The sequence below is a fragment of the Cyclobacterium qasimii M12-11B genome, from assembly GCF_000427295.1.
Classification (GTDB): domain Bacteria; phylum Bacteroidota; class Bacteroidia; order Cytophagales; family Cyclobacteriaceae; genus Cyclobacterium; species Cyclobacterium qasimii.
On the sequence record NZ_ATNM01000142.1, the window covers coordinates 15,895 to 41,995 of the forward strand.

Here is a 26,101-nt window from a genome sequence, read left to right on the forward strand (position 1 = left end):
TCTGATTAATAAAATCTACCCTTCAATAATTTCATTAAGTAGCCATTAAGTTTTCTTTTCGTTTAATCATATCATGCGCAAGAAAAATCGCAGATCGCATAGAACCGGGGTTTGCGTCGTTTTTTCCAGCAATATTGTAGGCTGTCCCATGATCAGGACTTGTTCTTATTATTGGTAGCCCGGCAGTGAAATTCACTCCTGATTCGAAACATAAGGCCTTAAAAGGAATTAGTCCTTGGTCATGGTACATGGCCAAAACACCATCAAACCTTTTCTGATGCATCATTCCAAAGAAACCATCCGATGGATAAGGACCAAAAACCAAGGCGCCTTCTTCTTTAAAACTTTTCACAACAGGTTGTATGATTTCCAGCTCTTCATTTCCCAATAGTCCATCTTCTCCGGCATGTGGGTTAAGACCCAATACCGCAATCTTAGGTTTTGAAATCCCAAAATCATTCTTGAGTGAACGGATCATTATTTTTAATTTGGCCCTGATGCTTGCTTCGGTAACCCCAGCAGCAATGTCCTTAAGAGGAATATGTCCAGTAACCAATCCTACGCGCATGTCCTCTGATACCATGAACATCATGCTTTCGGTGGTGTCAAATGCATTGGTCAAGTACTCAGTATGCCCTACAAATGGCGTTTCAGTACTGTTGATATTGTTTTTGTTTAGAGGAGCAGTTACTAATGCGTCCAATTGGCCGCTTTTTAAGTCCACTATGGCTTGATCTATGGCTGCGAGGGCCATACTGCCAGCGTCTCGGGTTTCAACGCCTGGCATCACCTCAGGTGATTCCTGTACGACATTGATCACGTTGATCTTTCTATGATGAACCTCTTCAATACTTTTGATCTGAATAAAATTAAATTCATTCATGTCTAATGCTTTCCTGTAAAAGGTAAGCGCCTTGCCATGGCCATAGATGACAGGGGTAATCATTTTTTGAAGCCTGTTGTCCAGCAAAGCCTTCATTGTAACCTCTGCACCAATACCGTTGATATCACCTATGCTAATTCCGATTACGGGTTTATTCTTTTTTATGCTCATGGACTTTTATCTTTGGCTAATAAATGACAAAATTATAAAATAATTTAATCCTTATTCTAATTTAATGGGTTTTACCAGTTTGGATCCAGTGTCAATTTTAAAGTTAGCTGGTGGTCTTTTATAGATTACCCCTTGTTTTTTTATGTCAGGATGGGCATTGATATGTCATGCCTTTTCTGACATAAAAAATAAATTAATAGGAGACTTCAACTCTGAAGCGATTGTTGACTGCTTTTAACTGATCAAAAGCTGCTTTAGACAATTTGATCAATAGTTTATTGTTGTCACCTGTTTCAGGCAATACGCCAACAACACGAGCGAAAACAGTCACGTCATTTTCTTCATTTCTGACCCTCATGATCGTTCCTACTGGAGCATTTCTATGCAAAACCAGGAATTTTTTGTGGTTTCCTGTCCCTTCGATCACTTCCGCCTGACCACTCTCGTTTACATTTTTGAAAGCAGTGGATGTGCTGATGTTGTTTGTTGGTGTGGTTGATGCGCTTTCAGAGTTGGTCTGTTCAGGTGTGGATGTACTGTTTCCTGGTAACTGAGTTACGGGGATATTCGCATTGGTCTCCCTGCTAACTTTCAAGGTTTGTCCAACGGACAGGTTGTTAGAAGAAAGTCCATTCCACTTGATGATATCGCCAACATTGGCTTCATATTTTCTTGCTATGGCAAACAAAGTTTCACCCTGTACCACTTGATGAGATATCCAGTTGCCTGTAGTAGAAACTGTAGGAGAGGCTACTACTGTCGGGCTTGTGACCACAGGTACACTCTCTTTTACTATTTTTTCCTTGGGTTGTTTTTTAGGCGTATTTATTTTTGTGTGGTAACGGCTACTTTTTGATCTGCTACAGCGACTGTTTCTTCCACTTTTTTGCAACAACAGGTTTTACTGGTTCCTTAACACCTTCTATTATAAGGGCTTGTCCTACGCTTAGGTCGGTTCCTTTTAGTGCATTGGCTTCCATTAGTTTGTCCATGCTGATATTATAGGATTTGGCAATGGAAAAGAGTGTCTCCCCAGGAGTAACATGGTGAACTTGTGCACCTTCCGGGATCATCTTTGGCTCTATATAGGGAACCCTTATGCGTTGGCCTATTTTTAGACCATCTTTTAAAGAGTCATTGTTTTGGACAAGTTCATTTACAGGAGTGTTGTACCTTCTTGAAATCCCAAACAAAGTTTCTTGTGGATCTACCTGGTGAATAATGTAGGATTTACCTCCAATTTTCTCTATCCCCACAGAATCTGATCCCACAAGTAATGCTCCTTTAGATGGGACAGCAAAGCCAATTATCCCTATAATCAATATCCAGCACTTCATTTTACTAACGGTTTTTAACAATAAATTTCTAATAATCATGCAAATTTGATATTTATTTTATCAATTGCAACTCCATTTTACACCAATAGGGGGGATGATCATTTTTATTGGTATATTCAATCATAAATATTAAACAGGTATTTAAAATGAAATTCTCGTTTGGTTTAACGCTCTATATATTATTGTATTTAATAGGGGCTCCAATTGCGCAAGCACAATCTGAAGCATCTGAAGACTCTCTTCAAACAGTTTATGTGTTTGAAATGAAGGATGATATAGATCCTAGAATGAATAGGAAAGTAAGAATGGCTATGGACGATGCCGTGGAGAAAAAAGCGGCATTAATTATCGTTCACATGGATACTTATGGAGGGGCAGTAAACGATGCTGATGATATTCGAACGCTCTTTTTGGAATCTGAAATTCCCATCGTTTCTTTTATAGATAAGGATGCTGCATCCGCAGGTGCTTTGATCTCTATTGCATGTGATAGTATTTATATGGCAAAGGGTGGGAGCATAGGAGCAGCCACCGTGGTGATGGGAGGGTCAGGTGAAGCTGCGCCTGACAAATACCAATCTTATATGCGCTCCATGATGAGGAGCACTGCAGAGGCAAGGGGAAGAGATCCTAAAATTGCGGAAGCCATGGTAGATGAAAACATTGAAGTGGAAGGTGTGTCTAAAGAAGGTGAAGTCATTACCTTTTCAGTTTCAGAAGCTTTAGAAAATGGCTTTTGTGAGGCTGAAGTCTCTTCCATTGAGCAAATTGTAGAACGGTTTGGGTTTGATAACTATGAAATTTACAATTATTCCCCCTCCGCTACCGAAGACATTATCTCTTTGTTTCTTAATCCGGCGGTAAGTGGCTTTTTAATTTTAATCATATTTGCTGGAATTTATTTTGAAATTCAAACACCCGGTATAGGTTTTCCGCTTGCTGCAAGTGCAATAGCCATAATACTTTATTTTATACCTTATTACCTGACAGGACTTGCCAGTAATTGGGAGTTGGTGGTCTTTATAGTTGGGATAGTGTTATTGGCTTTGGAGATATTTGTGGTGCCAGGATTTGGCGTGTTTGGAATCCTGGGGATTATCTGTATCCTTTCCGGATTAACGATGGGGATGCTGCCAAATGAGCAGTTTGATTTCACTTTCGTAAGTTCTGGAAAACTTTTTGCTGCTTTACTAACGGTAATTTTAGCGGCTACAATTGCCACTGTTTTGATTTTTACCCTTACACCAAAAATCAATCAATGGGAAAGCTTTAGTAGAATCTCATTAGCAGATACCCAGCAGAAATCTGATGGCTATACATCTACTTCCTATTCTCAGGATTTACTTGGGAAAGTTGGCGTTTCTCATACCCGTTTGATGCCAAGTGGAAAAGTGATCATTGATGATGAGATGTATGATGCCTACTCCAGAGGTGAATTCATTGACAGGGGAGAGAAAATAAAGGTCATAAGTACTGAGGGTACCTCATTGAGAATAAAAAAAATAGAGGCCTAGCCTTATTTTTACTTAGAAAGGAAAAACCTGCATCTTCAGGGATGCGTTTTGATTTCACTTAATTCGAGAGTCAAAAGCAACTTTTACAGATTGGTTTTCATTTTAAGGGTTTAATAGTTCTATGCTTTCCTGTAATATTGGTTTCAATATTATACCTAACCTAGGGGGTACAGGGAGAAAATAAAAACTAAATTGAATTTGGTCAAAACTGCTATTTGTACTGCCCTCCAAGAATGTTTAAGATTAAGTGTGGACTATTAAATTGGCTTTGGATAAACAAATTCCAAGAATTCCTGTCACTTTATCTTACAATCCCTTAATTTTGTCAGAGAATGGGGCGTTTTTGTTGCGCTACAAGCCAATAAAAGTAATCCTACATGCGCCGATTCTCGTAGAAGGATGTAGGCCTAAAGTACTAAAATAGATTAAGTGCCAATGTTTCAGTGTTATACAAGGGCAACTTGACAAAGACAATAATTCATTAGTGAATAAAAAAGACATTTCATGAAACTAGATATCAATTCCCTTAAAAAAATTGCTCACCTGGCCAGGCTTGAGTTTGACGAAAACGGCGCGAAAAAAATGACGGCTGATATGACTCAAATCTTGGACTGGGTAGAAAAACTAAATGAGGTGGATACCAGCAATGTGGAGCCCTTGATTACCATGTCTTCTGAAGAAAACATCATGAGACAAGACGAAGTTGGGGCGCATCTAGATCACGAAAAAGGCTTGAAGAATGCTCCTCAAAGAGATTCTGATTATTTCCGCGTTCCAAAAGTTATGGAGTAATGCGCTGGTCAATTTGGCAGCGCTCATTTTTTTTTATCTTTCTGGTTGTACTTATTTGTTCCGGGGCTGGACTGCTTTGGATAGTCATATCGGGGAGTTCTTTTCAGTCGATTGAACTTTTAACCCTCTCTGAAGGGGTGAATGTTCCATTGGGTAAATTCTTGTCGGCCTCTGGGTTTCTTGATTTGGAAGTGCAAAATTTCCTTCTCTTTGATCAATTCCTTGCTGTGCCACCAATCACTTATCCGGCCCTAACCCAAGTGATGGGGATTAGTGTATGGGCACTTTTGTTATTTTTTATTGTATTAATAACATTGCTGAAACGACAGGCTTTTTTGATTGGAGCAGGCTTGTTGATACTGTTGTTAAGCATTAGTGGGGTGAATAGCTTGAATATTGGTGGAGTAGGTACCAATTATGCCATGGCCATTTGTTTGCTTTTTCTTTTGGCTCCTGCAGCTATTGTTCGCCTCTTCTTTAATTACCTGTCATTAAGATTCAGGATGACTTTGATTATAGGAATGGGTATTCTGGGCTTAGCCGTATTGATTTACTTTGCTCAAGCACCTTCTCCAACTTATTTGTTTTCTGAAAATATATTTTTGATGGCCCTGGTTATGGCCAGCGGTTTTATCCTTTATACGGGGCACGCTTTCGTTTCAGGTACTTATTTGGTTTTGTCCAAGCTGAACCGGGATATTGGCATCAAAATCGGCTGGCACTTTGCCATTATTTCAACTTTGTTTTTGGGATTGATGGCCTTGGTTTTTCTGGAAGCTACCGGTGATTGGATCATGTGGCCATTGCCACCTTTCCAGATTTTACTCGTTTTGATTGGTGTAATTGGCTTTTTGGATATACACTTTAAAATAAAATATTATCACCAGACTTTTAGCGAAGCCTGGATAGGTAAAGCCTTTTATTTAGGTGGCTTTGCTATCAGTTTACTGGTTCTTTTTAAAGCTGAACTATCTGGTAATACGCCCATGGTGGATTTTTTGCACCATGTGTTTGCTTATAGCCAGTTGGGATTTGGTCTGCTGTTTGCACTGTACATCTGGGTAAATTTCTCGGCCATCATAAATAGTGGAAATGCCATTGAAAAGATAATGTACAATCCTCCCTTTTTCCCTTATTTCCACATGAGGCTAGGAGGGACTATTGCCGTGTTGATTCTTATGGTTTATGCGCAAGGGATAATAGCTATACAGTTCAGTACCTCGTCTACACAACTGTCGGCGGATTATTATTATACAACCAAAAGGCCTGTAGAGGCATCCGTTCTTTACGAAAATGCTTTCGATAGGTACCGGGCAAATGACAAAGCACTTTACGCAGTGAGCAATATCTACCTGGAGCAGAATCAACCCACTTTGGCCCTGAAAACATTGGAGCGAAGTTTTGAACAAAACCCACAGGTAACTGATATTTTGCTATTGAGTTGGTTGTTAGAAAAGTGGTCCAGGTCCAATGAATCAGTTTTTTACCTGGAAGAAGGGTTGAAATATTATCCTGAGAATCCCTACTTAGCCAATAACCTGGCCCTGATCTACCATAGAATGAATCTTCCGAAAGAGGCCTTAACTACGTTGGATAAAATGGATGGGTTTAAGGAGGTGAGAATTCTTAATGCCACAGGAGTAATGATCGCCCATGAGGTGCCTTTGAAGGATGAAAATAACCTGGCACAAGGGCTGAAGAATAAAATCAATCTTTTGGCAGCGGATAATAAGGGGTTAGCTACCACGCATTTCGATATTGATCCAAATAGTGAGGATCTTGAAAATGATGTGATAGGAAGATCATTGATAAGAAATTACCTAACGAATAGTCGTGAAGGCACTTCTGGATTTGACTTTGGAGCTCAAATCGATTCAATGTTAATGAATGAAGATCTCCCACTTTCTATAGAACAAAATTTAAAAGAATCTGGCCTGATTTTTAAATATAAAACAGGAGACATTAAGCTATTACTAGAACACTTAAACGGAATGGCTTTTAGGTTTAGTCAGGATGCAGGTTTTTACCATGCTTTTGCTGGTTGGGTGCTTTCTGAACAGGGAGATTTTGAAAAAGCAGCGATTGAATGGAAGCAGGCAAGCTTTAAGGACTATTCTATGTTTACTCCATCTCATTTACCGTATTTGTATTTCGGGAAAATGGAAGAGGAAGCAGTATTTATTTCTGGGACCCAAAAAGTGAATTTTCCAGATTGGATGAAATTTGATAGTTCAGGGGAGTTATTGTCCAATGATACTGTACAGCTCTATAAAACCTTGGCGACTTTGCCTGGCATGCTTGGGAAAGAACTACTCCCTTCCTTGGATTCCCTAGAAAACAATGTAAATAAAGGCATTCTTGCCAAAGAAATTTTACAGAAAAAATCACATTGGCTAAGTGAAGAGGAGATTAAAAGCATGCTTATGCTGGTTGAAAATTACGAAAAAGCCACTGGACAGAATTTTTATTTGGAAAATTTTCTCCAAGCTGTGAAATTGGGAAGTGATGAAGCTACTGAAAAGAATGAAGGAGAAGGCCTTAACCCTTACTTAACTCCTTTGGTTTTGGCAAAGGTTAATCAATTGAAGGATGATGAGAAGCGGTACGAAATGCTACAAGGAGCCTGTCAATTTAATAAGGATCCAATATTGTGGGTAACGTTAGTGAGATATTGTCGTATAATTGGATTAGATCAATATGCAAGTGCTAATCTAAGGCTTATGGGTGAATGGATTAGTCAAGATGACTTGACTGAATTACAGCTGAAATTCCTATAAACCCTTTGGTATAATTTAACAAGCTGAATTCCTGTTTTTGAGCAATATACCCTATCTTCACATTTTAAATCCCAATCTATGCCAGAAATAATCAGAACCAAGGAAATACGTAAAGTTTACAGAATGGGGACTGAGGAAGTGCAAGCACTGAAATCGGTTAGCATTAAGGTGGATAGAGGTGAGTATGTGGCTTTTATGGGGCCTTCTGGGTCAGGGAAGTCAACTTTGATGAATATTATCGGCTGTCTGGATACTCCAAGTGCCGGGCAATACATCTTGAATAGTAAGGATGTAAGTGACATGACTGAAGATGAGTTGGCAGAAATAAGAAACAAGGAGATCGGTTTTGTTTTCCAAACTTTCAACTTACTCCCTCGTGCTACTTGTTTAGAAAATGTGGCATTGCCATTGATCTACGCAGGATATAACAAGGCAGATAGGGAGGAAAAGGCTTTTCTTGCGATAAAAAGTGTTGGCTTGGATGATCGTATTCATCACAAACCCAATGAATTGTCTGGTGGACAAAGGCAAAGGGTAGCCATAGCCCGTGCTTTGGTAAATGATCCCAGTATCATTTTGGCGGATGAGCCTACGGGAAATTTGGATAGTAAAACTTCCTATGAAATAATGGACCTTTTTCATGTATTGCATCAAAAAGGGAATACCATCATTATGGTTACCCATGAGGATGACATTGCCCATTATGCGCATCGGGTGATTCGGCTTAGGGATGGACTTGTAGAGTCTGATGAAAGAAATCCGAATCCTACCGTAGTGGATAGAGCAACTGTGTGAACCAAATTAGATTAAATGAAAATTTATACCAAAACGGGAGATAAAGGCAATACATCTCTTTTTGGAGGGACAAGAGTTAAAAAATCGCATTTAAGGATTGATGCCTATGGCACCATCGATGAATTGAATGCAAATATTGGATTATTGAGAGATCAGGTTTCTAGCAAAACCATTTCAGAGATACTTTATAAAGTTCAGGATAGACTTTTTGTTATTGGTGCTATTTTGGCCTGTGATCCTGAAAAGAAGGCGGTAAAGCTTCCTGATATAAAAGGGGAGGATGTTTTTTTTCTAGAATCGAAGATTGATGAAATGGAAGGAAACCTTTCTGCCTTAAAAAATTTTATTATCCCTGGGGGACATCCAGTGGTTTCTTCGGCACACATTGCGCGTACAGTATGTAGAAGGGCCGAAAGATCAATGGTTTTGTTATCAGATAGTTCTCCGGTGGATGAAATATTGTTGGAATATATTAATCGGCTTTCAGATTTTCTGTTCGTTTTAGGAAGACAATTGGCAAAGGAATTAAATGTAAATGAAATCACCTGGCATCCAGGTGAGTAAGTAGATATGGATAAGACATTAAATATAACTGTAACTAAGGCTTCAACATCAAAACTGGCAACTACTAATTTCGATGAACTTGCTTTTGGACAGACTATTAGTGACCACATGTTTGTGGCAGATTACATAGATGGAGAATGGCAAAACCCGATGGTAGTGCCCTATGCACCGCTTCAGCTTAACCCTGCGAATGCAACCTTGCATTATGGGCAATCGGTTTTTGAAGGATTGAAAGCCTATAGGAATGAAGATGGCGAGATTTTGGTTTTCAGAGGTGATGCAAATCAGCAAAGACTTAATGAATCTGCTAAAAGAATGTGTATTCCCGAAGTTCCAAAGGAATTTTTCATGGAGGGAATGCGAGAATTGTTAAAGGTAGATCGAGAATGGGTCCCCGAGCAGGCAGGATGCTCTCTCTATCTAAGACCATTTGTGTTTGCAGCGGATGATTACCTAGGGATTAGACCTTCAAAAAAATACAAGTTTATGATTTTGGCTTCTCCAGTAGGGAAGTATTACGCTAAACCTGTAGCGGTAAAAGTGGAGACCAGGTTTGCAAGAGCTATAGAAGGAGGTACTGGTGCTGCCAAAGCTGCTGGGAATTATGCTGGCTCGCTCTATCCTGCACTTAAAGCTCAAAAAGACGGTTACGATCAATTGTTGTGGACGGACGGTAAGTCTCATCAGTATATCGAAGAGAGTGGTACCATGAACGTGATGTTCGTTATAGATGGAGTTTTGATAACGGCGCCTACTACCACAGGAACTATCCTCAAAGGAATAACCAGAGACAGTATTCTGACCCTGGCCAAAGAGATGGGAATGCCTGTAGAAGAACGGTTTTTAACGGTAATAGAACTCGAAGAAGCACTTAATTCCGGGAAATTGGAAGAAGCTTTCGGTACTGGTACTGCAGCTACTGTAGCCTTTATCAGGTTGATAAATATACATGGCAAGGACTATGATTTACCAGATGTTTCACCCAATGCGTTTTCTGTCCAGATTTTGGAAGCCCTGGACAATATCAAATATGGAAAAGTTCCAGACAAATACAACTGGATAATGAAGTATTAAGAAATTTCAACCTTTAATCGGTTTTTGATTTTCAATTAGCTTATGCGCGTACTTACCAGGGTTTTTGTCCTAATTGGGTTGTTTTGTCTGGTTCAGGGTAATTTATACGCCCAGAATTATTTGGCCCTGCAAAAAGGCGCCAATCAAAAATCACGCATCACCTATGAAGTGGGGGATGCTTTTATCTATTTGCAAGAAGGCAATGATTACTACATTCAGGACGTAATTGTTGAAATTGAAAAAGATTACATCGCATTGAAGGAAAATGTCCTGAGCTTGAAGCAAATCCAGGCCATAGACATTAGATATAAAGATGAGAGAAATCAAACCTTAAATAATTTAACGCTGCTTCCTATTGCAGGGGGTACTTTATTGCTGCTTGCAGGCGGAATAAATAGCCTGGCTGAGGATGGGGCTATCCATTACAGTACTGGTGTTTGGGTAACTTCCGCAGCATTGATAGGCGCCGGGATTTTAATTAAATCCTTAAGGTACAAGAAATTCAAAGTAGGAGGGAAGAGAAAACTAATGGTAATCACTGATGTGAAGTTAGAGTAAAGAAAAGGGTAATGGTGTGTTTTTGCTTTTAAAGATAACCCGCTCACGGTATTGAATAGTTGCTTAAACATTGACTCCCAGGAGACTTGTTTAGGTTTTTTTGCCCTAAGAAAGTCTATTAATTTTACAATTTGTTCGTTAGAAAAAGTTTGTGAAGTTGGTCCCCTATTCAATTTGCTGATTCTCTAAGGATTGTACCTTCTACATTTATTACTATAGCATAATCCACGTTTAAATTGGTTATTGAGTAGTAATTAAGCAAATTTGCATTTTAAATAAATAAATTAAACATTATGACATCAGATCAATTGAAAGATTTGAAGGCCCGAGTAACGGCCTTGAGGAGGTATCTTTGACTACGATCGTAAGAAATCAGAAATAGAAGAGTTTGAAGCCATTTCAGCACAGCCAGGTTTCTGGAATGATACTGAAGAGGCGGAAAAAATGATGAAGCAAATTCAATCCCGTAAGGCTTGGACTTCACAATATGAAACCATCGATACAGGTATTCAGGATTTGGAAGTGCTGATGGAGTTTTACAATGCTGGAGAAGTTTCGGCTGAAGAATTGGATGTTGAATTTGACAAGTACCTTAAGCTCGTAGAGGACTTGGAATTGAAAAAGATGCTAAGTGGTGAAGAGGATCAACTCAGCGCCATGTTGGAGATCAATCCAGGTGCCGGAGGTACTGAAAGCAATGACTGGGCCTCAATACTTCTTCGTATGTATATCATGTGGGGAGAGAAAAATGGCTATAAAGTTAGAGAGGTAGATCTTCAAGAAGGTGAAGTTGCAGGAATTAAGTCTGCTACTTTAGAGTTTGAAGGACCACTTGCTTACGGGTTTTTGAAATCTGAAAGTGGGGTTCATCGATTGGTAAGAATTTCCCCCTTTGATAGTGGGGGTAGACGCCATACTTCTTTTGCCTCTGTTTATACTTATCCTGTAGTAGATGATACCATTAATATTGATATAAGCCCTGCGGATATAGAATTGCATACCTCACGTTCTGGCGGAGCAGGTGGGCAAAATGTAAACAAGGTAGAAACCAAAGTTCAACTAACGCACAAACCTACCGGTATCGTAGTGGTATGCCAAATAGAGCGTTCACAATTAGCGAATAGAGAAAAGGCAATGCAAATGTTGAAATCTCGGTTGTATCAACTGGAGATGGAGAAAAGGAATGCCGAAAGAGCCAAGGTGGAATCTGGTAAAATGAGGATAGATTTTGGTTCACAAATCAGAAACTATGTGCTGCATCCCTATAAACTAGTGAAAGATGCTCGAACAGCTCATGAAACTTCAGATGTTCAGGCGGTGCTGGATGGCGGACTAAATGAATTTATTAAGTCCTACCTTTTGGCCCAAAGCGAAGAGGAAGTAAAAGATAAAGATTAAATAAAAGGCCTGAATTTTCAGGCCTTTTTTAATTCAATACGATTTCATCTACCATCAGGTAAGCTTTTTTTCCTGATGAACTGTGCCAGGAAGGGAGTTTCTCTAGCGGTTTTGCAATTATTTTGAGGTATTGTACTCCTTTTTCAGCATAGGGTATTTGGACCTGACGCAGGAAAGAATCATCCTCTTTTTGAAGTGCCTTTGGACGGAAGGACTTTGAAAGTTTCCAGTCCTGGCCGGTGTTAGGCCTTGTCCAGATCTCTACCTCTTGAGGAGGGAAAAACCTTGACCCTAAATTCTGCCAAAGTGAGATGGCCATGGAGGAAATATCTGTGGGCGCTTCAAATTCCATCTCTATTTCAAGTGGGTTATTCAGAAACCCTAGCCAATTAAGGTTCCATACATCGGGAATGGCTTTCTTTTTATCAAAGAGGCTTTTTTCACCATCTCCCTTATACCTGTCCTCTGGAAGGAATATCATTTCATAAGAAGAAGGGCTGATGGTAGCGCTGATAAATTCAGCTTCTGATACACTGCTGCCTATCCAGCCTTCCGCAAATGCCCTGGCTTTGATAGTTACATTCTCTTTTATTTGCAGAGGCTTTTCATAAAGCTTGAAATTACTACTGTCGGGCTCTGTCCCATCCAAGGTGTAGTAGATGCTCGTTGTACCAATTGGATGGGTGAGTTTAACTTCAAGCTTGTCTTTGAAAAACGCCTTGTCAAAACGAATTACTGGTGGGTTTAACATCAGTAAGGTTGACTTTTCCTCCGTTCCTATTTCAATGGTAGTTTGAGGCAAGGCAGTCATTATTTTTTCCAATGATTCTTTAGAGAGACCCGTATTCCAAAGAAAGAGCTTTTTAACATTCTTAAGTTTAGATAAGGGTTCTACCGCCTCATCTGTTAAATTGCTACCAGAGAGTGAAAGTAAAGAAAGATTCTCTAAACCAACTAAAGCCTGTAAGCCTTGTCCTTTGATATCAGTAAAATTCAAATAAAGTTTTTCAAGGTTAGGGAATGAACTGAGTGAAGCCAAATCTTCATCCTTAACAGGCATGTTGTTTAAATTAATTGAAACCGTCTGCACGTTGACTTCGGAAAGCTCAGCCAGGGAGGCAGGATCAAAATTCGCACGACCAAAATAACTGACAGATAGGGCTGGGGATTCGATTCCCAGAGGTTGTATTTTTCTGTAGAAATTATTGAGGCCTTCTAATTTTTCATTAGAAACAGCATCAAATTCATAGACTTTTGGAGCAGCTGCAAATTTCTCAACAGCCAATTTGTAAATGCTACTAGTATCAGAAAGCGCTAAAACCTTTTTATCAGTGATGGCTCCTGAGCTAATCCAAGCGTCTAAAATTGATATTTCCTCTTCGGTAAGCTGTGGTTTGCCTTCTGGAGGCATATGGTCTTCATTGTCTTCAGGAAGATTTATCCTATGGGACATCAGGCTATTTTCCAGATCAAAAGGCTCAACGGCCGGTCCTGATTCCCCACCTTTCAATAAGTTTTCAGGGGTGTCCATTCTCAGTTCTCCTTTTTGTTTGGAGGCTTTATGACAACTGAGGCATTTGTTTTCGATAATGGGATAGATCAGGTGTGGGAAAACTTCTGCTTCTTCCAAACTTACGACCACCACATCTTTGTTTTCTATAGGAGCAGTTATGAAATTTTCACCATGGGTAATGGAGGCACCCAAATGACCTGATAAGATGACAATCAATGCCAGGAATGAGGCAGCTATTTTGATCACCAGGTGTTTTTGACTGTCGATGAAATAGTACAATAAAGAGGATCCCCAGAAGACGCCCAAACCTGTCCACTTGTGCCAGAAAAGCGCTTCTTTCACATATCCAGTCTCATGAGACAGCAAGAGCCCTGCGATGACTGTGAAACCCGCCGTAAGCGCTCCTATAAGTAAGAGGTCTGTGCCATAAGTGTGGCTGTCTTCTTTTTTCTTTAGTAATTCCGGAATAGCTACCAATGATATAGCAAAAAGGATGATTACTATAGGGAAGTGAAGCAATAAAGGGTGCAGCCTGCCGAATACATGGAGCCAGTCAGGGATTAATACTTGGCTTTCTGCCAGCACTAAGAACAATACGAAGACATTCACTGTAAAAAGCACCTGGCCCAGTATGGCCTTCAATTTGGATGTTAACATAAAAGGGGAAATCGATTTTTTACCAAGGGTTTAAATTGTTAGGCCAGGATGCCATTGACTAAATTTCCGGCAACATCTGTAAGCCTGTATCTTCTTCCCTGATGTCTATAGGTGAGTTTTTCATGCTCTACTCCCAGGAGATGTAGCATGGTTGCGTGAAAATCATGTACATGTACCGGGTCTTTGATGATGTTATAGCCAAGTTCATCGGTTTCTCCATAAGTGATTCCAGGTTTTACGCCTCCGCCAGCCATCCACATGGAAAAAGCCCTGGGGTGATGGTCTCTTCCGTAGTTGTCCGCAGAAAACCTTCCTTGGCAATAATTGGTCCTTCCGAACTCTCCACCCCAAATGACTAGGGTTTCATCCAATAAGCCCCTTTGTTTTAAATCGGTGATCAAAGCAGAAGAAGCCTGGTCTGTGTCTTTGGCCTGCATGGCCATTTCATTTGGTAGGTTCCCATGCTGGTCCCATCCCTGGTGATATAGCTGTATGAATCTGACGCCATTTTCAGAGAGTTTTCTTGCCAGTAGGCAGTTCGCTGCATAGGTGCCGGAAACAAGGCATTCAGGTCCGTATAGCTTGACGATGCTGTCTGGTTCTTTGCTTACATCTGTCACTTCAGGAACCGCCGTCTGCATCCTGTAAGCCATTTCATATTGTTGGATCTTGGCATTAATTTCAGGGTCACCAAATGATTTGTAGTTGATTTGGTTAAGTGCTGCAATTTTATCCAGCATCCTTCGCCTGTCCATTTTGTTCATGCCTTCAGGATCATTGAGATAAAGCACAGGATCATCACCGCTGGAAAATTGTACGCCCTGATGTACTGATTCCAGGAATCCATTGGTCCAAAGCTTGGAGTAAACTCCCTGCCCATTTCCTTTTCCTCTTGACAAAAGCACACAGTAGCTCGGTAAATTATTGTTTTCACTTCCAAGACCATAACTTAGCCATGCCCCCATACTTGGTCGGTTTCCTACTTGGGCTCCTGTTTGAAAGAAAGTAAGCGCAGGGTCATGATTAATGGCCTCCGTGTGCATAGACTTTACGATACAAATATCATCTACAATTTTAGCGGTGTGAGGAAAAAGATCACTCACCCAAGCCCCTGATTTTCCATATTGATTGAATCCATAAGCTGAGCCAACCAAAGGGAAAGAGGATTGTCCTGCAGTCATACCGGTTAGCCGCTGCCCTTGCCGAATCGAATCTGGAAGTTCTTCCCCAATTCTTTTGTTAAGCATTGGTTTGTAATCGAAAGATTCCAATTGGCTTGGAGCTCCGTTTTGAAACATGTAAATAACCCTTTTCGCCTTAGGTGCAAAATGAGGTACGGCTGCCATTAATTTGTCCGTGTCTAACTGGGCATTTCCAGTTAAGAGGTCCGGGATTAAAAGAGAGCCAAGGGCAACACTACCTAGCCCAAGACTTAATTTGGATAGAAACTTCCTCCTGTTTTCATTTAATCCATTTTCTACAATTTCTTTTTCCATATCAAGTTTTGGTAATCGCTTCTTCTACATTATAAATGGCCACCACTACTTGCATAAGGGCAGCTGTTTCGGGTGTGTCACTAAATTGATCCAAGGGGAACTCTCCCGCTTTCACCGTTTCTAAAACGGTTTCAGGCTTTTGTTTGAATCTCTTTAATTCTTCCTGATGGTATTCAATTAAGAGGGCCATTTCCTCCTCTTTAGGCGCACGGCATAAAATCCTGAAAAAGGCTTCTTTAATCGCGGCTTCATTTTCTTTCCCTTCCTTTATCAAATTATTGGCCAAAACACGTGATGCTTCAAGTACCAATGGATCATTTAGCATTGCCAATGCTTGCAGCGGGGTGTTGGTTCTGTTTCGGGTTACTTCGCACACATCTCTATTGCTACCGTCAAATATTATAGGCTTGGGAGGTGGCGAAGTTAGTTTGATAAAGGTATACAGCCCTCTTCGGTAAAGATCGGCCCCTTCATCCTGTCGGTATTCTGCCAGTTCTCCTCTGCCAGAGGTGGCAGCTTCCCATAAGCCCTCGGGTTGATAAGGTTTTACGCTAGGCCCTCCAATTTCTTTAGACATTAAGCCACTGCTAGCGATAATCATGTCACGAATGTTTTCAGCATTTAACCTTATTCTTGGGTAGCTGGCCAGGTAAAAATTATCTGGATCCATCTCAACTTTCTTTTTGTCTACTGTTGCCGATTGCTGGTAGGTGGCTGAACTCACAATTTTTTAATTAAATTCTTTACGTCCCAACCACTTTCACGGAAATCTACAGCAAGCCAATCTAGCAATTCTGGATGAGAAGGTAATTTACCCTGCATGCCAAAATCTCCTGCTGACCGTACAATTCCTGCACCGAAAAAATTCCTGCCACATAAGGTTGACAAATACCCTGGCTGTCAATGGATTTTCGTCTGAAAAAGTCCACTCGGCCAAGCCTAGTCGGTTTTTGGCGTATTTGTTCTCGTCAAATTTAAGAATAGCTTCTGGGGTGGAGGGGAAGACTTCAGTAGTTGGTTGATCGTAAATCCCCCTGTCCAGTACAAATGTCTGCCTTAAAGTGTCCTTATAATCATCCATAACGGAGACCATAATTTTGCTGCTGTCTTGATGATTGACAAAGTCCAGGATGCCATTCAGGTCTTCTTTTTCTACCCACATGATGGGATGCTTCGCCGGTTTGGAAACACTTACATCTCCTTCATAACCCTGTTCCGGCGTGTTATTGAAAAAAGCATACATTTGAAAATAATTGGCCTGAGAAATTGGGTCGAATTTATGATCATGGCACTGAGCACATTCAACGGTCATGCCTATTATCGCCTTGCTGAAGGTGTTGGTCTTGTCCAAAATGTATTCAACCCTGTATTCTTCAGGTATTACGCCCCCTTCTTCAGTGTATTTGTGATTCCTATTGAAGGCAGTTGCCAGTATTTGCTCTTTATTCGGATTGGGTAGCAAATCACCTGCTATTTGCCAGGTGATGAACGTGTCGTAGGGAAGGTTTTTGTTAAAAGCATGAATAACCCAATCCCTGTAGGGCCATTGGGTTCTGATATTGTCATCCTGATAGCCATAGGAGTCTGAATAACGTGCAATATCCATCCACAATACAGCCATTCGCTCACCGAAGGAAGGGCTGTCTAGTAATTCATCTATGATCTTTTCAGTTGCATCCTCTGTATTGTCAGCTTCATAAGACTTTGCTACTTCTAGTGTTGGGAGTAGGCCTGTGATGTCCAAACTCAGCCTCTTGAGAAGCAGCATTTTGTCTGCCGATTCATTGGGTTTAAGGCCTAAATGATCAAGCTTTGCCAGGATGAAATGGTCAATTTCATTATTGGGCCACTCAGCATTTGAAGTTTTTAGGCAGACTAGTTTTAGATGGAGTTACAAATGCCCAATGGGGCTGGTATTTAGCTCCTTGTTTGATCCATTTTTTGATGGTTTCAATTTCACTGCCGCTGAGTTTAAGATTTGATTCAGGTGGTGGCATCAGTTCTGCCGCATCTGTTGCTTCTATCCTGAGGACAACCTCTGATTTCCCAGGTTTTCCAGGCACTATTGCGTGTGCTTCAGGATTCTCTTTTAGTGCTGCATAGGCACTTTCTTCCGTGTCTAGCCTTAAACCTGACTCTCTTTTGTTTTCATCTGGCCCATGGCAGGCAAAACAATTGTCTGATAAAATAGGTCGGATATGAAAATTGTAACTGATTTGATTGCCTGATGTCAAAACATCCGCTTCTGATTCTTTTTCTGAACAAGAAGTGAAAATTACAATTGGTATTAGTAGTATTTGGGTTAGGTGCTTAAGCATATATATTTATTGCCTTGCTTAAATTGTTAATAATGAACAATTTCCTAATTTAAAGCTGAATATACAAGCAATATTTAATATTGTGCACCAAGGATTAATTCGGTGATTTCTATTACTAAATAGGTAATAGACCATTTTTTAAGGGATGGTATCGCTTCAAAATCAATCAATCGTTACTGTCTATGAACTCGCTGTATTTTAGTTTTCAAGAAGTTTAATTTCTCAGCAATTGCATCTTTTCCTATTAAGATGCATGGGAAGTTGGTCTCACTAGACCTGTAGCAAAATGGGATGACTGCTCTAAAAAGGACAATTGAATAGCATTTTCTTAAAATTAGGAAGTGGAGCAATAAAAAAGGAGAAGCATTACGCTTCTCCTTTTCAAGTGATTTATATGATTTAGATATTTTAAATCAATTAGGATTTTTTAATCTTAGAGAAATCAAAATCTTCCAAAAATTTAGTAGTGAAATTTCCTGCGATAAATTCAGGATCTTCCAATAAAGCCAAATGGAATGGAATGGTAGTTTTGATGCCATCAATTACAAACTCTTCCAATGCACGTTTCATTCTTACAATGACTTCCTGCCTGGATTGAGCACTTACTATAAGTTTGGCGATCATGGAATCGTAGTTTGGAGGGATGACGTATCCAGCATATACATGGCTGTCAATCCGTACTCCCTTGCCACCTGGTAGATGAAGGTTTACAATTTTCCCAGGGCTTGGCCTGAACCCATTTGCAGGATCCTCAGCATTGATTCGACACTCCATGGCGAATAATTTAGGGAAATAATTTTTTCCGCTAATTTTCTCTCCTGCAGCTACTTTTATTTGTTCCTTAATTAGATCAAAATCAGTTACCTCTTCAGTTATTGGATGTTCTACCTGTATTCTGGTATTCATTTCCATAAAGTAGAAGTCCCTGTTTTTATCCACTAAAAACTCTATGGTTCCAGCACCTTCATAAGCGATGGCTTCAGCACCTTTGATTGCTGCTGTCCCCATTTTTTCTCTCAATTCATCTGTGATAAACGGAGAAGGTGTTTCTTCCACTAATTTTTGGTGGCGTCTTTGAATGGAGCAATCTCTTTCTGATAAATGACATGCCCTACCTGAAGAGTCTCCAATGATCTGAATTTCGATATGTCTTGGTTCTTCTACAAATTTCTCAAGATACAATCCGTCATTGCCGAATGCAGCTGCAGATTCTTGCCTTGCATCATCCCAAGCTTTTTTGAATCCAGAGGGATCCTTTACTATTCGCATACCTCTACCACCCCCGCCGGCTGTTGCCTTAAGGATAACTGGGTAGCCGATTTTTTCCGCTAAAGGAAGTCCTTGCTCTATTGATTCTAATAAACCTACAGAACCAGGGATAGTTGGTACTCCAGCTGCAGCCATTGTGGCTTTTGCGGTTGCTTTATCCCCCATCTGATTGATCATGTCAGGGCTGGCTCCAATAAATTTTATATTGTATTCTTCACAAATTCGTGAAAATTCAGCGTTCTCAGATAGAAAACCATAGCCAGGATGAATGGCGTCCGCATTTGTTATTTCTGCAGCAGCTATTATTCTGGGGATATTTAAATAGGAGTCTTTGCTGGCTGGTGCACCTATACAAACTGCTTCATCTGCAAAGCGTACATGTAGGCTATCTTTATCGGCAGTAGAATAGACGGCGACAGTCTTTACCCCCATTTCCTTACAGGTTCGTATGATCCTTAAGGCTATTTCCCCTCTATTTGCTATTAATATTTTATTAAACACTATATAAAGTCGATTTGGTTAGAAAACAATCAATTCTGAGGTTCAACCAAAAACAGCGGTTGGTCATATTCGACAGGGGATGCATCATCCACCAAAATCTTCACGATTTTACCTGAAACTTCTGATTCAACCTCGTTGAATAGTTTCATTGCTTCAATGATACAAACAGGTTGTCCTTTTTGAATGGTGTCTCCCACGTTTACAAAGAATTCAGCATCAGGATTAGGAGACCTGTAAAAGGTGCCTATCATAGGAGACTTTACTTCTAGGTAATTTGTCGCTGGTGCAGCAGCCGTTTCGACTGGGGCAGGAGCAGGGGCTGCCTGAGCGAATTGAGGAATAAGGTTTTCTGAGTGTTTCACTACAGGAGTGTCCGAATTCTTTTTGATGGAAAGCTTGAATTCGTCTGTCTCAATTTTGACCTCTGCTAGTCCGGAATTGGAAATAAAGTCAATTAACTCTTGTATCTCTTTTGCTTTCATAAATCTATTTCTTTGAGAGTAAGCCCAATTTTTGGCCACCCTGTTTCAAATATACTTGATTATTAACTTAAGTAAAACTATGTAAATTAATGAATAATTTTAACGTTAAGTGTATTATTTCACTCTTTCTGAGTAGGAACCATCACGTGTGTCTACCTTGATCATTATGTCTTGGTCTACAAATAAAGGTACCATCACTATCGCGCCAGTTTCAAGTGTGGCAGGCTTAAGTGTATTAGTGGCTGTATCACCTTTGATGCCAGGTTCAGTATAGGTCACCATTAATTCTACAAATGCTGGAAGTTCCACACCCAGAGGAGTCTCTGTCTCATCATGGATGAGGATGTCTACTAATTGTCCTTCCTTCAATAGTCCTGGTCTTTCAATCAGTTTTTCCTCAATTGGAATTTGTTCGAAAGTCTCCGTGTCCATGAAGTGATAGCCCATATCATCACTGTAAATGTACTGATGGGGTCTTTTTTCTACACGGGCGGTTGTTACTTTCTCGCCAGAATTGAAAGTTTTATCAAGGACTTTTCCATTGGTAAGACTTTTTAGCTTTGTCCTAACGAATGCTGGGCCTTTTCCAGGTTTCACATGTTGGAAATCAACTATTGTCATAATGTCATGATTAAACACCAGACAAAGGCCATTTTTAAAATCAGCAGTACTTGCCATATTTGCTTAGTTTTTGATTAAACGCTTTTAGGGTCATATCCCCACTTTAAATATACTGCTCCCCAGGTAAATCCACCACCAAAAGCAGCTAAAATAAGATTATCTCCTTTTTTTAATTTGGATTCATAATCCCATAAGCACAATGGAAGCGTCCCAGCGGTAGTATTGCCATATTTTTCAATATTTAGCATGACCTTTTCAGGACCAACGCCCATTCTTTTTGCGGTAGCATCAATTATTCTCTTGTTTGCTTGATGTGGTACCAACCAAGCGATATCATCAGGAGTCAAATTGTTTTCTTCATGATCTGAGCGCTTACGTCTGCCATGTTGGTCACCGCAAATTTAAACACAGTAGAGCCCTCTTGGAAAACATAATGTTCCCTGGCAGTAACTGAATCAATTGTTGCTGGCTTTTTGCTTCCACCTGCTTCAATACGTAGGTAATTGGCTCCTGATCCGTCAGTATGAAGCATAGAGTCCATAATTCCAAGATCCTCCTCCGTAGCCTCTAACAATACAGCACCACCCCCATCACCGAAAATGATGCATGTGGACCTGTCCTGATAGTTGACAATTGAAGACATTTTATCCGCGCCTATGATGATCACCTTTTTATGTGCACCAGTTTCGATAAACTTACTTCCTATCGTTAAGGCATACAAAAATCCAGAACAAGCGGCAGAAATATCAAAGCTGTAACTGTTTTTGGCACCTACATTGTCTGCGATGATGTTGGCTGTAGCAGGGAATAACATATCTGGAGTTACTGTAGCACAGATTATCAAATCGATGTCTTCCGGATTGGTATTGGTTTTTTCCAATAATCCTTTTACTGCTGCTGTACCGATGACTGAAGTACCTTGGTTCTCACCCTTTAAAATTCTTCTTTCCTTGATACCTGTACGACTGGTGATCCACTCGTCATTGGTATCTACCATGGTTTCCAGTTCTTTGTTGTCAAGTACATACTCGGGTACCCAGCCATGCACTCCTGTAATAACAGCTCTTTTTTTCATCTGATTGGTTCTAGTCTCACATTGGAAACGGGTTGTCCTGTCTTTCGTGCGATTTTTTATTGAAAGTAATTTAGGGCAAATCCCATGTTAATTTATACTGTTTTTGTTAGAAGATGTGTACAGTATTAAAATTTCGAATCCCAAAATTATTTAAAATGTGCTTGTCCACCAAAGAAATCATGGATATGTGAAAAATAAATCACAATGAGAATCAATATTTTAACGGATTTAACCTGGATGTTGGTATAGCATGAAAAAATTCATAAATTATAAATCAGTGCAATACTTCCAGATTATATAATGAAACTACGTGTAAACAATAAAGAATATTCGGTAGAAGTGGCCAATAACCCAAGTCTGCTAGAAGTCCTAAGAGATAAATTGGACCTGACAGGGACCAAATATGGCTGTGGCGAAGGGGCTTGCGGTGCATGCAAAGTTTTAGTGAATGGTATACCTACCCCCTCATGTATTACGCCGGTTACATCAGTTTCTGGTAAAAAGGTCATTACCATAGAGGGTTTGGCCGAGAATGGTGAACTTCATCCTGTACAAAAGGTTTTTCTGGAAGAGGATGTTTTTCAATGTAGCTATTGCGCTCCCGGCATGGTCATAACAGCGGCTGCATTGCTGAAAAAACAACCAGACGCGAGCACTCAGGATTTAATAGATGGGTTAAATGGAAATATCTGTCGCTGCTGTACTTACCCGGCTATAATCAATGCACTCAAAAAGATAATTCAAAAAGAGGGGGAACAATGAAATTAAAGGCAAACAAAAAGCAATCCCCAATAAAGAACAAAGCTGTAAAGGCGATTGGTAACATCTCCAGAAGAAGTTTCTTTAAATATATGGGAACAGGGGTAGCGACCTATATTGCTTGGTCAGATGTTTTTGTCGCTTCAGCCATTCAAGCCAATGACAAGCATTCAACATTCCCTGACCAGGAGCTCATTTCATCTTGGATTCATATTTCTCCCACTGGTGACATTACGGTTTTTACAGGTAAGGTAGAAATTGGCCAAAATATAAGGACTTCTCTCAGTCAGGTTGTCGCGGAGGAACTTTTCGTAGCTCCTGAAGCGATAAATATGATAATGGGCGATACCGCACTGACACCATATGATCGCGGAACCTACGGAAGCCTTACTACACTTCAGATTTCTCCCATACTAAGGATGGCTGCTGCAAATCTCAGAGAAATATTGGTGGAAGAAGCGCAAAAGACCTGGGGAATTAAGTCTTCCAGTTTAACCTTAAGCGATGGGATGGTCATTGATCCCTCGTCAAATAAGAGGTTGGCTTATGGTGACCTGGTGAAGGACAAGCAACTTTTGAGAAAAGTCAATAAAAATGTAAAGACCATCGCTCCCGAAGAGTGGAAGGTTGCAGGCCACTCAATTCCTAAGATTAACGGTAGAGACTTTATTACGGGAAATCACCGGTATGTTTCCGATATGGTTTTGCCGGGTATGGTTTTCGGAAAGGTGTTACGGCCACCTGCTTACGGGGCGAAATTACTATTTGCGGATACCAGTGAAGCAGAAAAAATCCCAGGTGTAAATGTGGTTAAGGAAGGGGACTTTATTGGTGTTACAGCAGCGGATACCTTAACGGCTGCCATTGCTCTGGCCTCTATTGAGAGTTCCTGGGACCGTAGTCCTCCTGTGCAAAGATCAGAACTCTTTGAACATCTAGTGAATACTGCTGCAGAGAAGAAGGTAGTGAGCAAGGGGCTTGTTGATGCCTATGATCAGGGGGATGTAAAACTGGATAAAAGTTTTGAGGTAGATTATATCGCCCATGTGCCTTTAGAGACCAGAGCAGGCTTAGCGTCTTGGGAAAATGGATACCTGGAAGTTTGGGCGGGAACGCAACGACCATTTGGCTTACATGAAGATTTACAGAAAACCTTTGATTTGCCTGTGGATAGCATTCGGGTTTACGTACCTGATACGGGTTCAGGTTATGGAGGGAAACAAACGAGTGAGGTAGGGGTGGAGGCTGCCAGGTTGGCCAAACATGTTGGGAAGCCAGTGAAAGTATGCTGGACCAGAGAGGAGGAGTTTAAGTGGGCTTACTTCAGACCTGCAGGAGTAATTCAGGTGCGGGCCTCTTTAAGCGATGGGGAAATTTCTTCATGGGAGTTTCATAATTTTAATTCGGGTTCAGCAGGTATCGATTTCCCCTATAAAGGAGGAAAAAAACATCTTGAATTTCACCGCTCTTCTTCTCCTCTAAGACAAGGCTCCTACAGGGCTTTGTCTTCCACTGCGAATGTTTTTGCCATGGAGTCCATTGTGAATGACCTGGCCATTAGTTTAGGTGAAGATCCTTTACGATTTAGATTAAGGAATTTGGAAAACTCCAGGTTAAAAGCTGTAGTTAAGGCCGCCGCTCAAGCCTTTGGTTGGGAAAGACAGAAGAGCAAAGACAATATTGGGTATGGTATGGCCTGCGGAACCGTTAAGGGTGGTTATGTTGCTACCTTTGTTGAGGTCGAAGTAGAAAAGAACTCCAGGAAATTAATTGTTCGAGAGGTGGTGACGGCATTTGAATGTGGTGTGATCATAAATCCCAGACACTTGGAAAGCCAGGTAATAGGCTGTGTCCTTCAAGGCTTAGGAGGTGCTCTTTTTGAGGCAGTTGATTTTAAAGACGGAAACCTCACCAATGCCAGCCTCGCATCTTACCGTGTCCCCAGGTTTAAAGATGTTCCTAAGATGAAAGTTATCCTGTTGAATAGAGCCGATTTGCCATCCTCAGGAGCCGGAGAAGCCCCTATTGTTTGTATAGCCCCCGCTTTACGGAATGCTATTCATGATGCTTCAGGGATTAAGCTCTACAAGTTACCGATGTTGCCATCAGGCATTGTGCCTGACAATGCCTGATGGAGATTTACAACATTTATGTTACAGTATGTATTGGGAAAGATCCCTGTTTTTAACCAAAGAATTTAGCCTTTCATTGACCAATTCTTTTGTTATCATAATCTTGCTGTTTGGACCGATACTGTCAGGGACATCAAACAAATAGTCGTTTAATAAATGACTCATAACAGTATGAAGTCTTCTTGCCCCAATATTTTCAACTTCTTCATTGATGCTAAAGGCTATAGAAGCAATCTCCTGAATGGCGTCATCAGTGTATTCCAGGTAGACCTCTTCCGACTCAAACAAAGCTTGATATTGCTTTGTTAGTGCATTTTTCGGGTCTTTCAAGATTTTATAAAAGTCTTCCTGAGTAAGGCTAGTCAACTCTACTCTAATAGGGAATCTTCCTTGTAATTCAGGAATTAGATCAGATGGTTTGCTTACGTGGAAAGCACCTGCTGCGATAAACAATACATGGTCTGTATGTACCAAACCGTATTTGGTATTGACAGCACTTCCTTCTACTATTGGTAATAAATCCCGCTGAACACCTTCTCTACTTACATCTGGCCCACCGGATTTACCTGAGCTTGAGGCTATTTTATCAATTTCATCGATAAATATTATACCGTTGTTTTCTGTAAGATGTATCGCCTGTTCCTTTACTTCATCAAAGTCAATCAGCTTCGCAGCCTCTTCTTCCATTAAGATTTTTCTGGCTTCGGATATGGTGACTTTTCTTTTTTAGTACGCTTGGGCATCATATTGCTGAGCATGTCCTGAATGCCTGCCATACTGGCTTCATCCATCATGCCATTGCCCACCATGCCAATACCCGCAGGAGAAGATTGTTTCACATTGATTTCAATCTTCCTTTCTTCGAGTTCTCCATTTTTCAACTTCTCCTTGAACCTTTCCCTCGTCTTTTCATTGAGTTCTTGTTCACTGGCATTGTCAGGGTTGAAATTCTCTTTTTGATTTGATGTACTGAAACCTGTCCCTCTTACAGGGGGAATCAATATATCCAGGAGCATGTCCTCTACGATTATTGCCGCTTTTTCCTTTACTTCTTCGTTCTTAGATTCCTTTACCAGGGTGACAGCGTGTTCTACCAAATCCCTGACCATAGACTCTACATCTCTCCCCACATAGCCCACTTCTGTAAATTTGGAAGCTTCCACTTTCGTAAATGGCGCATTGGCAATTTTAGCAAGTCTTCGGGCAATCTCCGTTTTACCGACTCCAGTAGAGCCAATCATAAGGATGTTGTTCGGTACAATGTCCTTTTGGAGATCAGATTTCACCATTAGCCGGCGAATCCGATTTCTTAAAGCAATGGCGACATTCCTTTTGGCCTCCGTCTGGCCAATGATATATTTATCCAGTTCAGCAACAATTTGCCTTGGTGTTAAATCCTTCATTTTTTCAATTCT

Annotated in this window: 18 protein-coding genes and 3 pseudogenes; 10 read left to right on the forward strand and 11 right to left on the reverse strand. The window is 40.5% G+C overall.

The window, feature by feature from the left end; all coding sequences use genetic code 11:
* Positions 1-34: 34 nt before the first annotated feature.
* The 3 genes from pdxA to ADICYQ_RS27215 all read right to left on the reverse strand — a co-directional run bounded on the left by pdxA (position 35) and on the right by ADICYQ_RS27215 (position 2,391).
* A complete protein-coding gene (pdxA, locus tag ADICYQ_RS18070) occupies positions 35-1,054 on the reverse strand; it encodes a 4-hydroxythreonine-4-phosphate dehydrogenase PdxA (RefSeq protein ID WP_020891744.1) in 1,020 nt (339 codons plus the stop codon).
* 193 nt (positions 1,055-1,247) lie between these two features.
* Positions 1,248-1,949, reverse strand: a complete 702-nt coding sequence (locus ADICYQ_RS27210) for a DPBB and LysM peptidoglycan-binding domain-containing protein (protein ID WP_235114794.1) — start codon at positions 1,947-1,949, stop codon at positions 1,248-1,250.
* Positions 1,915-2,391 (reverse strand): LysM peptidoglycan-binding domain-containing protein, encoded by a 477-nt coding sequence (locus ADICYQ_RS27215; RefSeq protein WP_161625617.1) that lies wholly within the window; start codon positions 2,389-2,391, stop codon positions 1,915-1,917. Before ADICYQ_RS27215 ends, ADICYQ_RS27210 begins: the two co-directional genes overlap by 35 nt.
* Before the next feature lie 146 nt (positions 2,392-2,537).
* Between ADICYQ_RS27215 and ADICYQ_RS18085 the strand changes: the two genes are divergently transcribed.
* From ADICYQ_RS18085 to prfB, 8 genes are all read left to right on the forward strand, one after another.
* The gene (locus ADICYQ_RS18085; RefSeq protein ID WP_040417023.1) at positions 2,538-3,905 is read left to right on the forward strand and encodes an NfeD family protein; all 1,368 of its coding nucleotides are present in this window, start codon (positions 2,538-2,540) and stop codon (positions 3,903-3,905) included.
* Positions 3,906-4,409: 504 nt separating this feature from the next.
* Entirely contained in the window at positions 4,410-4,697 is a 288-nt protein-coding gene (gene gatC / locus ADICYQ_RS18090; protein ID WP_020891749.1) for an Asp-tRNA(Asn)/Glu-tRNA(Gln) amidotransferase subunit GatC, read from the forward strand.
* A complete protein-coding gene (locus tag ADICYQ_RS18095) occupies positions 4,697-7,474 on the forward strand; it encodes a tetratricopeptide repeat protein (protein ID WP_040417025.1) in 2,778 nt (925 codons plus the stop codon). The genes gatC and ADICYQ_RS18095 overlap by 1 nt, the downstream gene beginning before the upstream one ends.
* Before the next feature lie 78 nt (positions 7,475-7,552).
* A complete protein-coding gene (locus tag ADICYQ_RS18100; RefSeq protein ID WP_020891751.1) occupies positions 7,553-8,269 on the forward strand; it encodes an ABC transporter ATP-binding protein in 717 nt (238 codons plus the stop codon).
* A 15-nt stretch (positions 8,270-8,284) separates the two neighbouring features.
* Positions 8,285-8,833: a cob(I)yrinic acid a,c-diamide adenosyltransferase gene (locus ADICYQ_RS18105; protein ID WP_020891752.1), complete on the forward strand. Its 549-nt coding sequence runs from the start codon at positions 8,285-8,287 to the stop codon at positions 8,831-8,833.
* A 6-nt stretch (positions 8,834-8,839) separates the two neighbouring features.
* Positions 8,840-9,907, forward strand: coding sequence for a branched-chain amino acid aminotransferase (locus ADICYQ_RS18110; protein ID WP_040417027.1), 1,068 nt, complete (start codon positions 8,840-8,842; stop codon positions 9,905-9,907).
* Positions 9,908-9,949: 42 nt separating this feature from the next.
* The gene (locus ADICYQ_RS18115) at positions 9,950-10,465 is read left to right on the forward strand and encodes a hypothetical protein (RefSeq protein ID WP_020891754.1); all 516 of its coding nucleotides are present in this window, start codon (positions 9,950-9,952) and stop codon (positions 10,463-10,465) included.
* Between the two features lie 293 nt (positions 10,466-10,758).
* A protein-coding gene (prfB, locus tag ADICYQ_RS18120; protein WP_146948397.1) for a peptide chain release factor 2 occupies positions 10,759-11,863 on the forward strand; the annotation gives its coding sequence in 2 pieces (ribosomal slippage) (positions 10,759-10,818 and positions 10,820-11,863; 1,104 coding nt in all).
* Between the two features lie 28 nt (positions 11,864-11,891).
* Here the strand turns inward: prfB and ADICYQ_RS18125 are convergent.
* The 7 genes and pseudogenes from ADICYQ_RS18125 to ADICYQ_RS18155 form a co-directional block, all read right to left on the reverse strand.
* On the reverse strand, positions 11,892-14,033 hold the full coding sequence (locus tag ADICYQ_RS18125) for a c-type cytochrome domain-containing protein (protein ID WP_020891756.1): 2,142 nt from the start codon (positions 14,031-14,033) through the stop codon (positions 11,892-11,894).
* Positions 14,034-14,071: 38 nt separating this feature from the next.
* Positions 14,072-15,529, reverse strand: coding sequence for a DUF1501 domain-containing protein (locus tag ADICYQ_RS18130; protein WP_020891757.1), 1,458 nt, complete (start codon positions 15,527-15,529; stop codon positions 14,072-14,074).
* A gap of 1 nt (position 15,530) precedes the next feature.
* Positions 15,531-17,847: pseudogene (locus ADICYQ_RS18135) on the reverse strand (PSD1 and planctomycete cytochrome C domain-containing protein).
* A 417-nt stretch (positions 17,848-18,264) separates the two neighbouring features.
* A complete protein-coding gene (gene accC / locus ADICYQ_RS18140) occupies positions 18,265-19,617 on the reverse strand; it encodes an acetyl-CoA carboxylase biotin carboxylase subunit (protein WP_020891761.1) in 1,353 nt (450 codons plus the stop codon).
* 29 nt (positions 19,618-19,646) lie between these two features.
* Complete coding sequence (gene accB, locus ADICYQ_RS18145; RefSeq protein ID WP_040417049.1) at positions 19,647-20,099, reverse strand: acetyl-CoA carboxylase biotin carboxyl carrier protein; 453 nt, start codon at positions 20,097-20,099, stop codon at positions 19,647-19,649.
* 114 nt (positions 20,100-20,213) lie between these two features.
* Positions 20,214-20,777: an elongation factor P gene (gene efp, locus ADICYQ_RS18150; RefSeq protein ID WP_020891763.1), complete on the reverse strand. Its 564-nt coding sequence runs from the start codon at positions 20,775-20,777 to the stop codon at positions 20,214-20,216.
* A gap of 17 nt (positions 20,778-20,794) precedes the next feature.
* A pseudogene (locus ADICYQ_RS18155) lies at positions 20,795-21,795 on the reverse strand (beta-ketoacyl-ACP synthase III).
* 300 nt (positions 21,796-22,095) lie between these two features.
* Between ADICYQ_RS18155 and ADICYQ_RS18160 the strand changes: the two are divergent.
* Together ADICYQ_RS18160 and ADICYQ_RS18165 are read left to right on the forward strand one after the other, a co-directional pair.
* Positions 22,096-22,557 carry a (2Fe-2S)-binding protein gene (locus ADICYQ_RS18160; RefSeq protein ID WP_020891766.1) on the forward strand — a complete coding sequence of 154 codons (462 nt, stop codon included), beginning with the start codon at positions 22,096-22,098 and terminating at the stop codon, positions 22,555-22,557.
* Positions 22,554-24,686 carry a xanthine dehydrogenase family protein molybdopterin-binding subunit gene (locus ADICYQ_RS18165; protein WP_020891767.1) on the forward strand — a complete coding sequence of 711 codons (2,133 nt, stop codon included), beginning with the start codon at positions 22,554-22,556 and terminating at the stop codon, positions 24,684-24,686. The genes ADICYQ_RS18160 and ADICYQ_RS18165 overlap by 4 nt, the downstream gene beginning before the upstream one ends.
* A gap of 21 nt (positions 24,687-24,707) precedes the next feature.
* Here the strand turns inward: ADICYQ_RS18165 and hslU are convergent.
* Positions 24,708-26,089, reverse strand: a pseudogene (hslU, locus tag ADICYQ_RS18170) (ATP-dependent protease ATPase subunit HslU).
* Between the last annotated feature and the right edge of the window lie 12 nt (positions 26,090-26,101).

What these genes read in the sequence shown, in the direction of transcription:
- pdxA (WP_020891744.1), bottom strand. Translation starts at nt 1,054, where the DNA reads ATGAGCATAAAAAAGAATAAACCCGTAATCGGAATTAGCATAGGTGAT.
- ADICYQ_RS27215 (WP_161625617.1), bottom strand. Translation starts at nt 2,391, where the DNA reads ATGAAGTGCTGGATATTGATTATAGGGATAATTGGCTTTGCTGTCCCA.
- ADICYQ_RS18085 (WP_040417023.1), top strand. Translation starts at nt 2,538, where the DNA reads ATGAAATTCTCGTTTGGTTTAACGCTCTATATATTATTGTATTTAATA.
- gatC (WP_020891749.1), top strand. Translation starts at nt 4,410, where the DNA reads ATGAAACTAGATATCAATTCCCTTAAAAAAATTGCTCACCTGGCCAGG.
- ADICYQ_RS18095 (WP_040417025.1), top strand. Translation starts at nt 4,697, where the DNA reads ATGCGCTGGTCAATTTGGCAGCGCTCATTTTTTTTTATCTTTCTGGTT.
- ADICYQ_RS18100 (WP_020891751.1), top strand. Translation starts at nt 7,553, where the DNA reads ATGCCAGAAATAATCAGAACCAAGGAAATACGTAAAGTTTACAGAATG.
- ADICYQ_RS18105 (WP_020891752.1), top strand. Translation starts at nt 8,285, where the DNA reads ATGAAAATTTATACCAAAACGGGAGATAAAGGCAATACATCTCTTTTT.
- ADICYQ_RS18110 (WP_040417027.1), top strand. Translation starts at nt 8,840, where the DNA reads ATGGATAAGACATTAAATATAACTGTAACTAAGGCTTCAACATCAAAA.
- ADICYQ_RS18115 (WP_020891754.1), top strand. Translation starts at nt 9,950, where the DNA reads ATGCGCGTACTTACCAGGGTTTTTGTCCTAATTGGGTTGTTTTGTCTG.
- ADICYQ_RS18125 (WP_020891756.1), bottom strand. Translation starts at nt 14,033, where the DNA reads ATGTTAACATCCAAATTGAAGGCCATACTGGGCCAGGTGCTTTTTACA.
- ADICYQ_RS18130 (WP_020891757.1), bottom strand. Translation starts at nt 15,529, where the DNA reads ATGGAAAAAGAAATTGTAGAAAATGGATTAAATGAAAACAGGAGGAAG.
- accB (WP_040417049.1), bottom strand. Translation starts at nt 20,099, where the DNA reads ATGAAAGCAAAAGAGATACAAGAGTTAATTGACTTTATTTCCAATTCC.
- efp (WP_020891763.1), bottom strand. Translation starts at nt 20,777, where the DNA reads ATGGCAAGTACTGCTGATTTTAAAAATGGCCTTTGTCTGGTGTTTAAT.
- ADICYQ_RS18160 (WP_020891766.1), top strand. Translation starts at nt 22,096, where the DNA reads ATGAAACTACGTGTAAACAATAAAGAATATTCGGTAGAAGTGGCCAAT.
- ADICYQ_RS18165 (WP_020891767.1), top strand. Translation starts at nt 22,554, where the DNA reads ATGAAATTAAAGGCAAACAAAAAGCAATCCCCAATAAAGAACAAAGCT.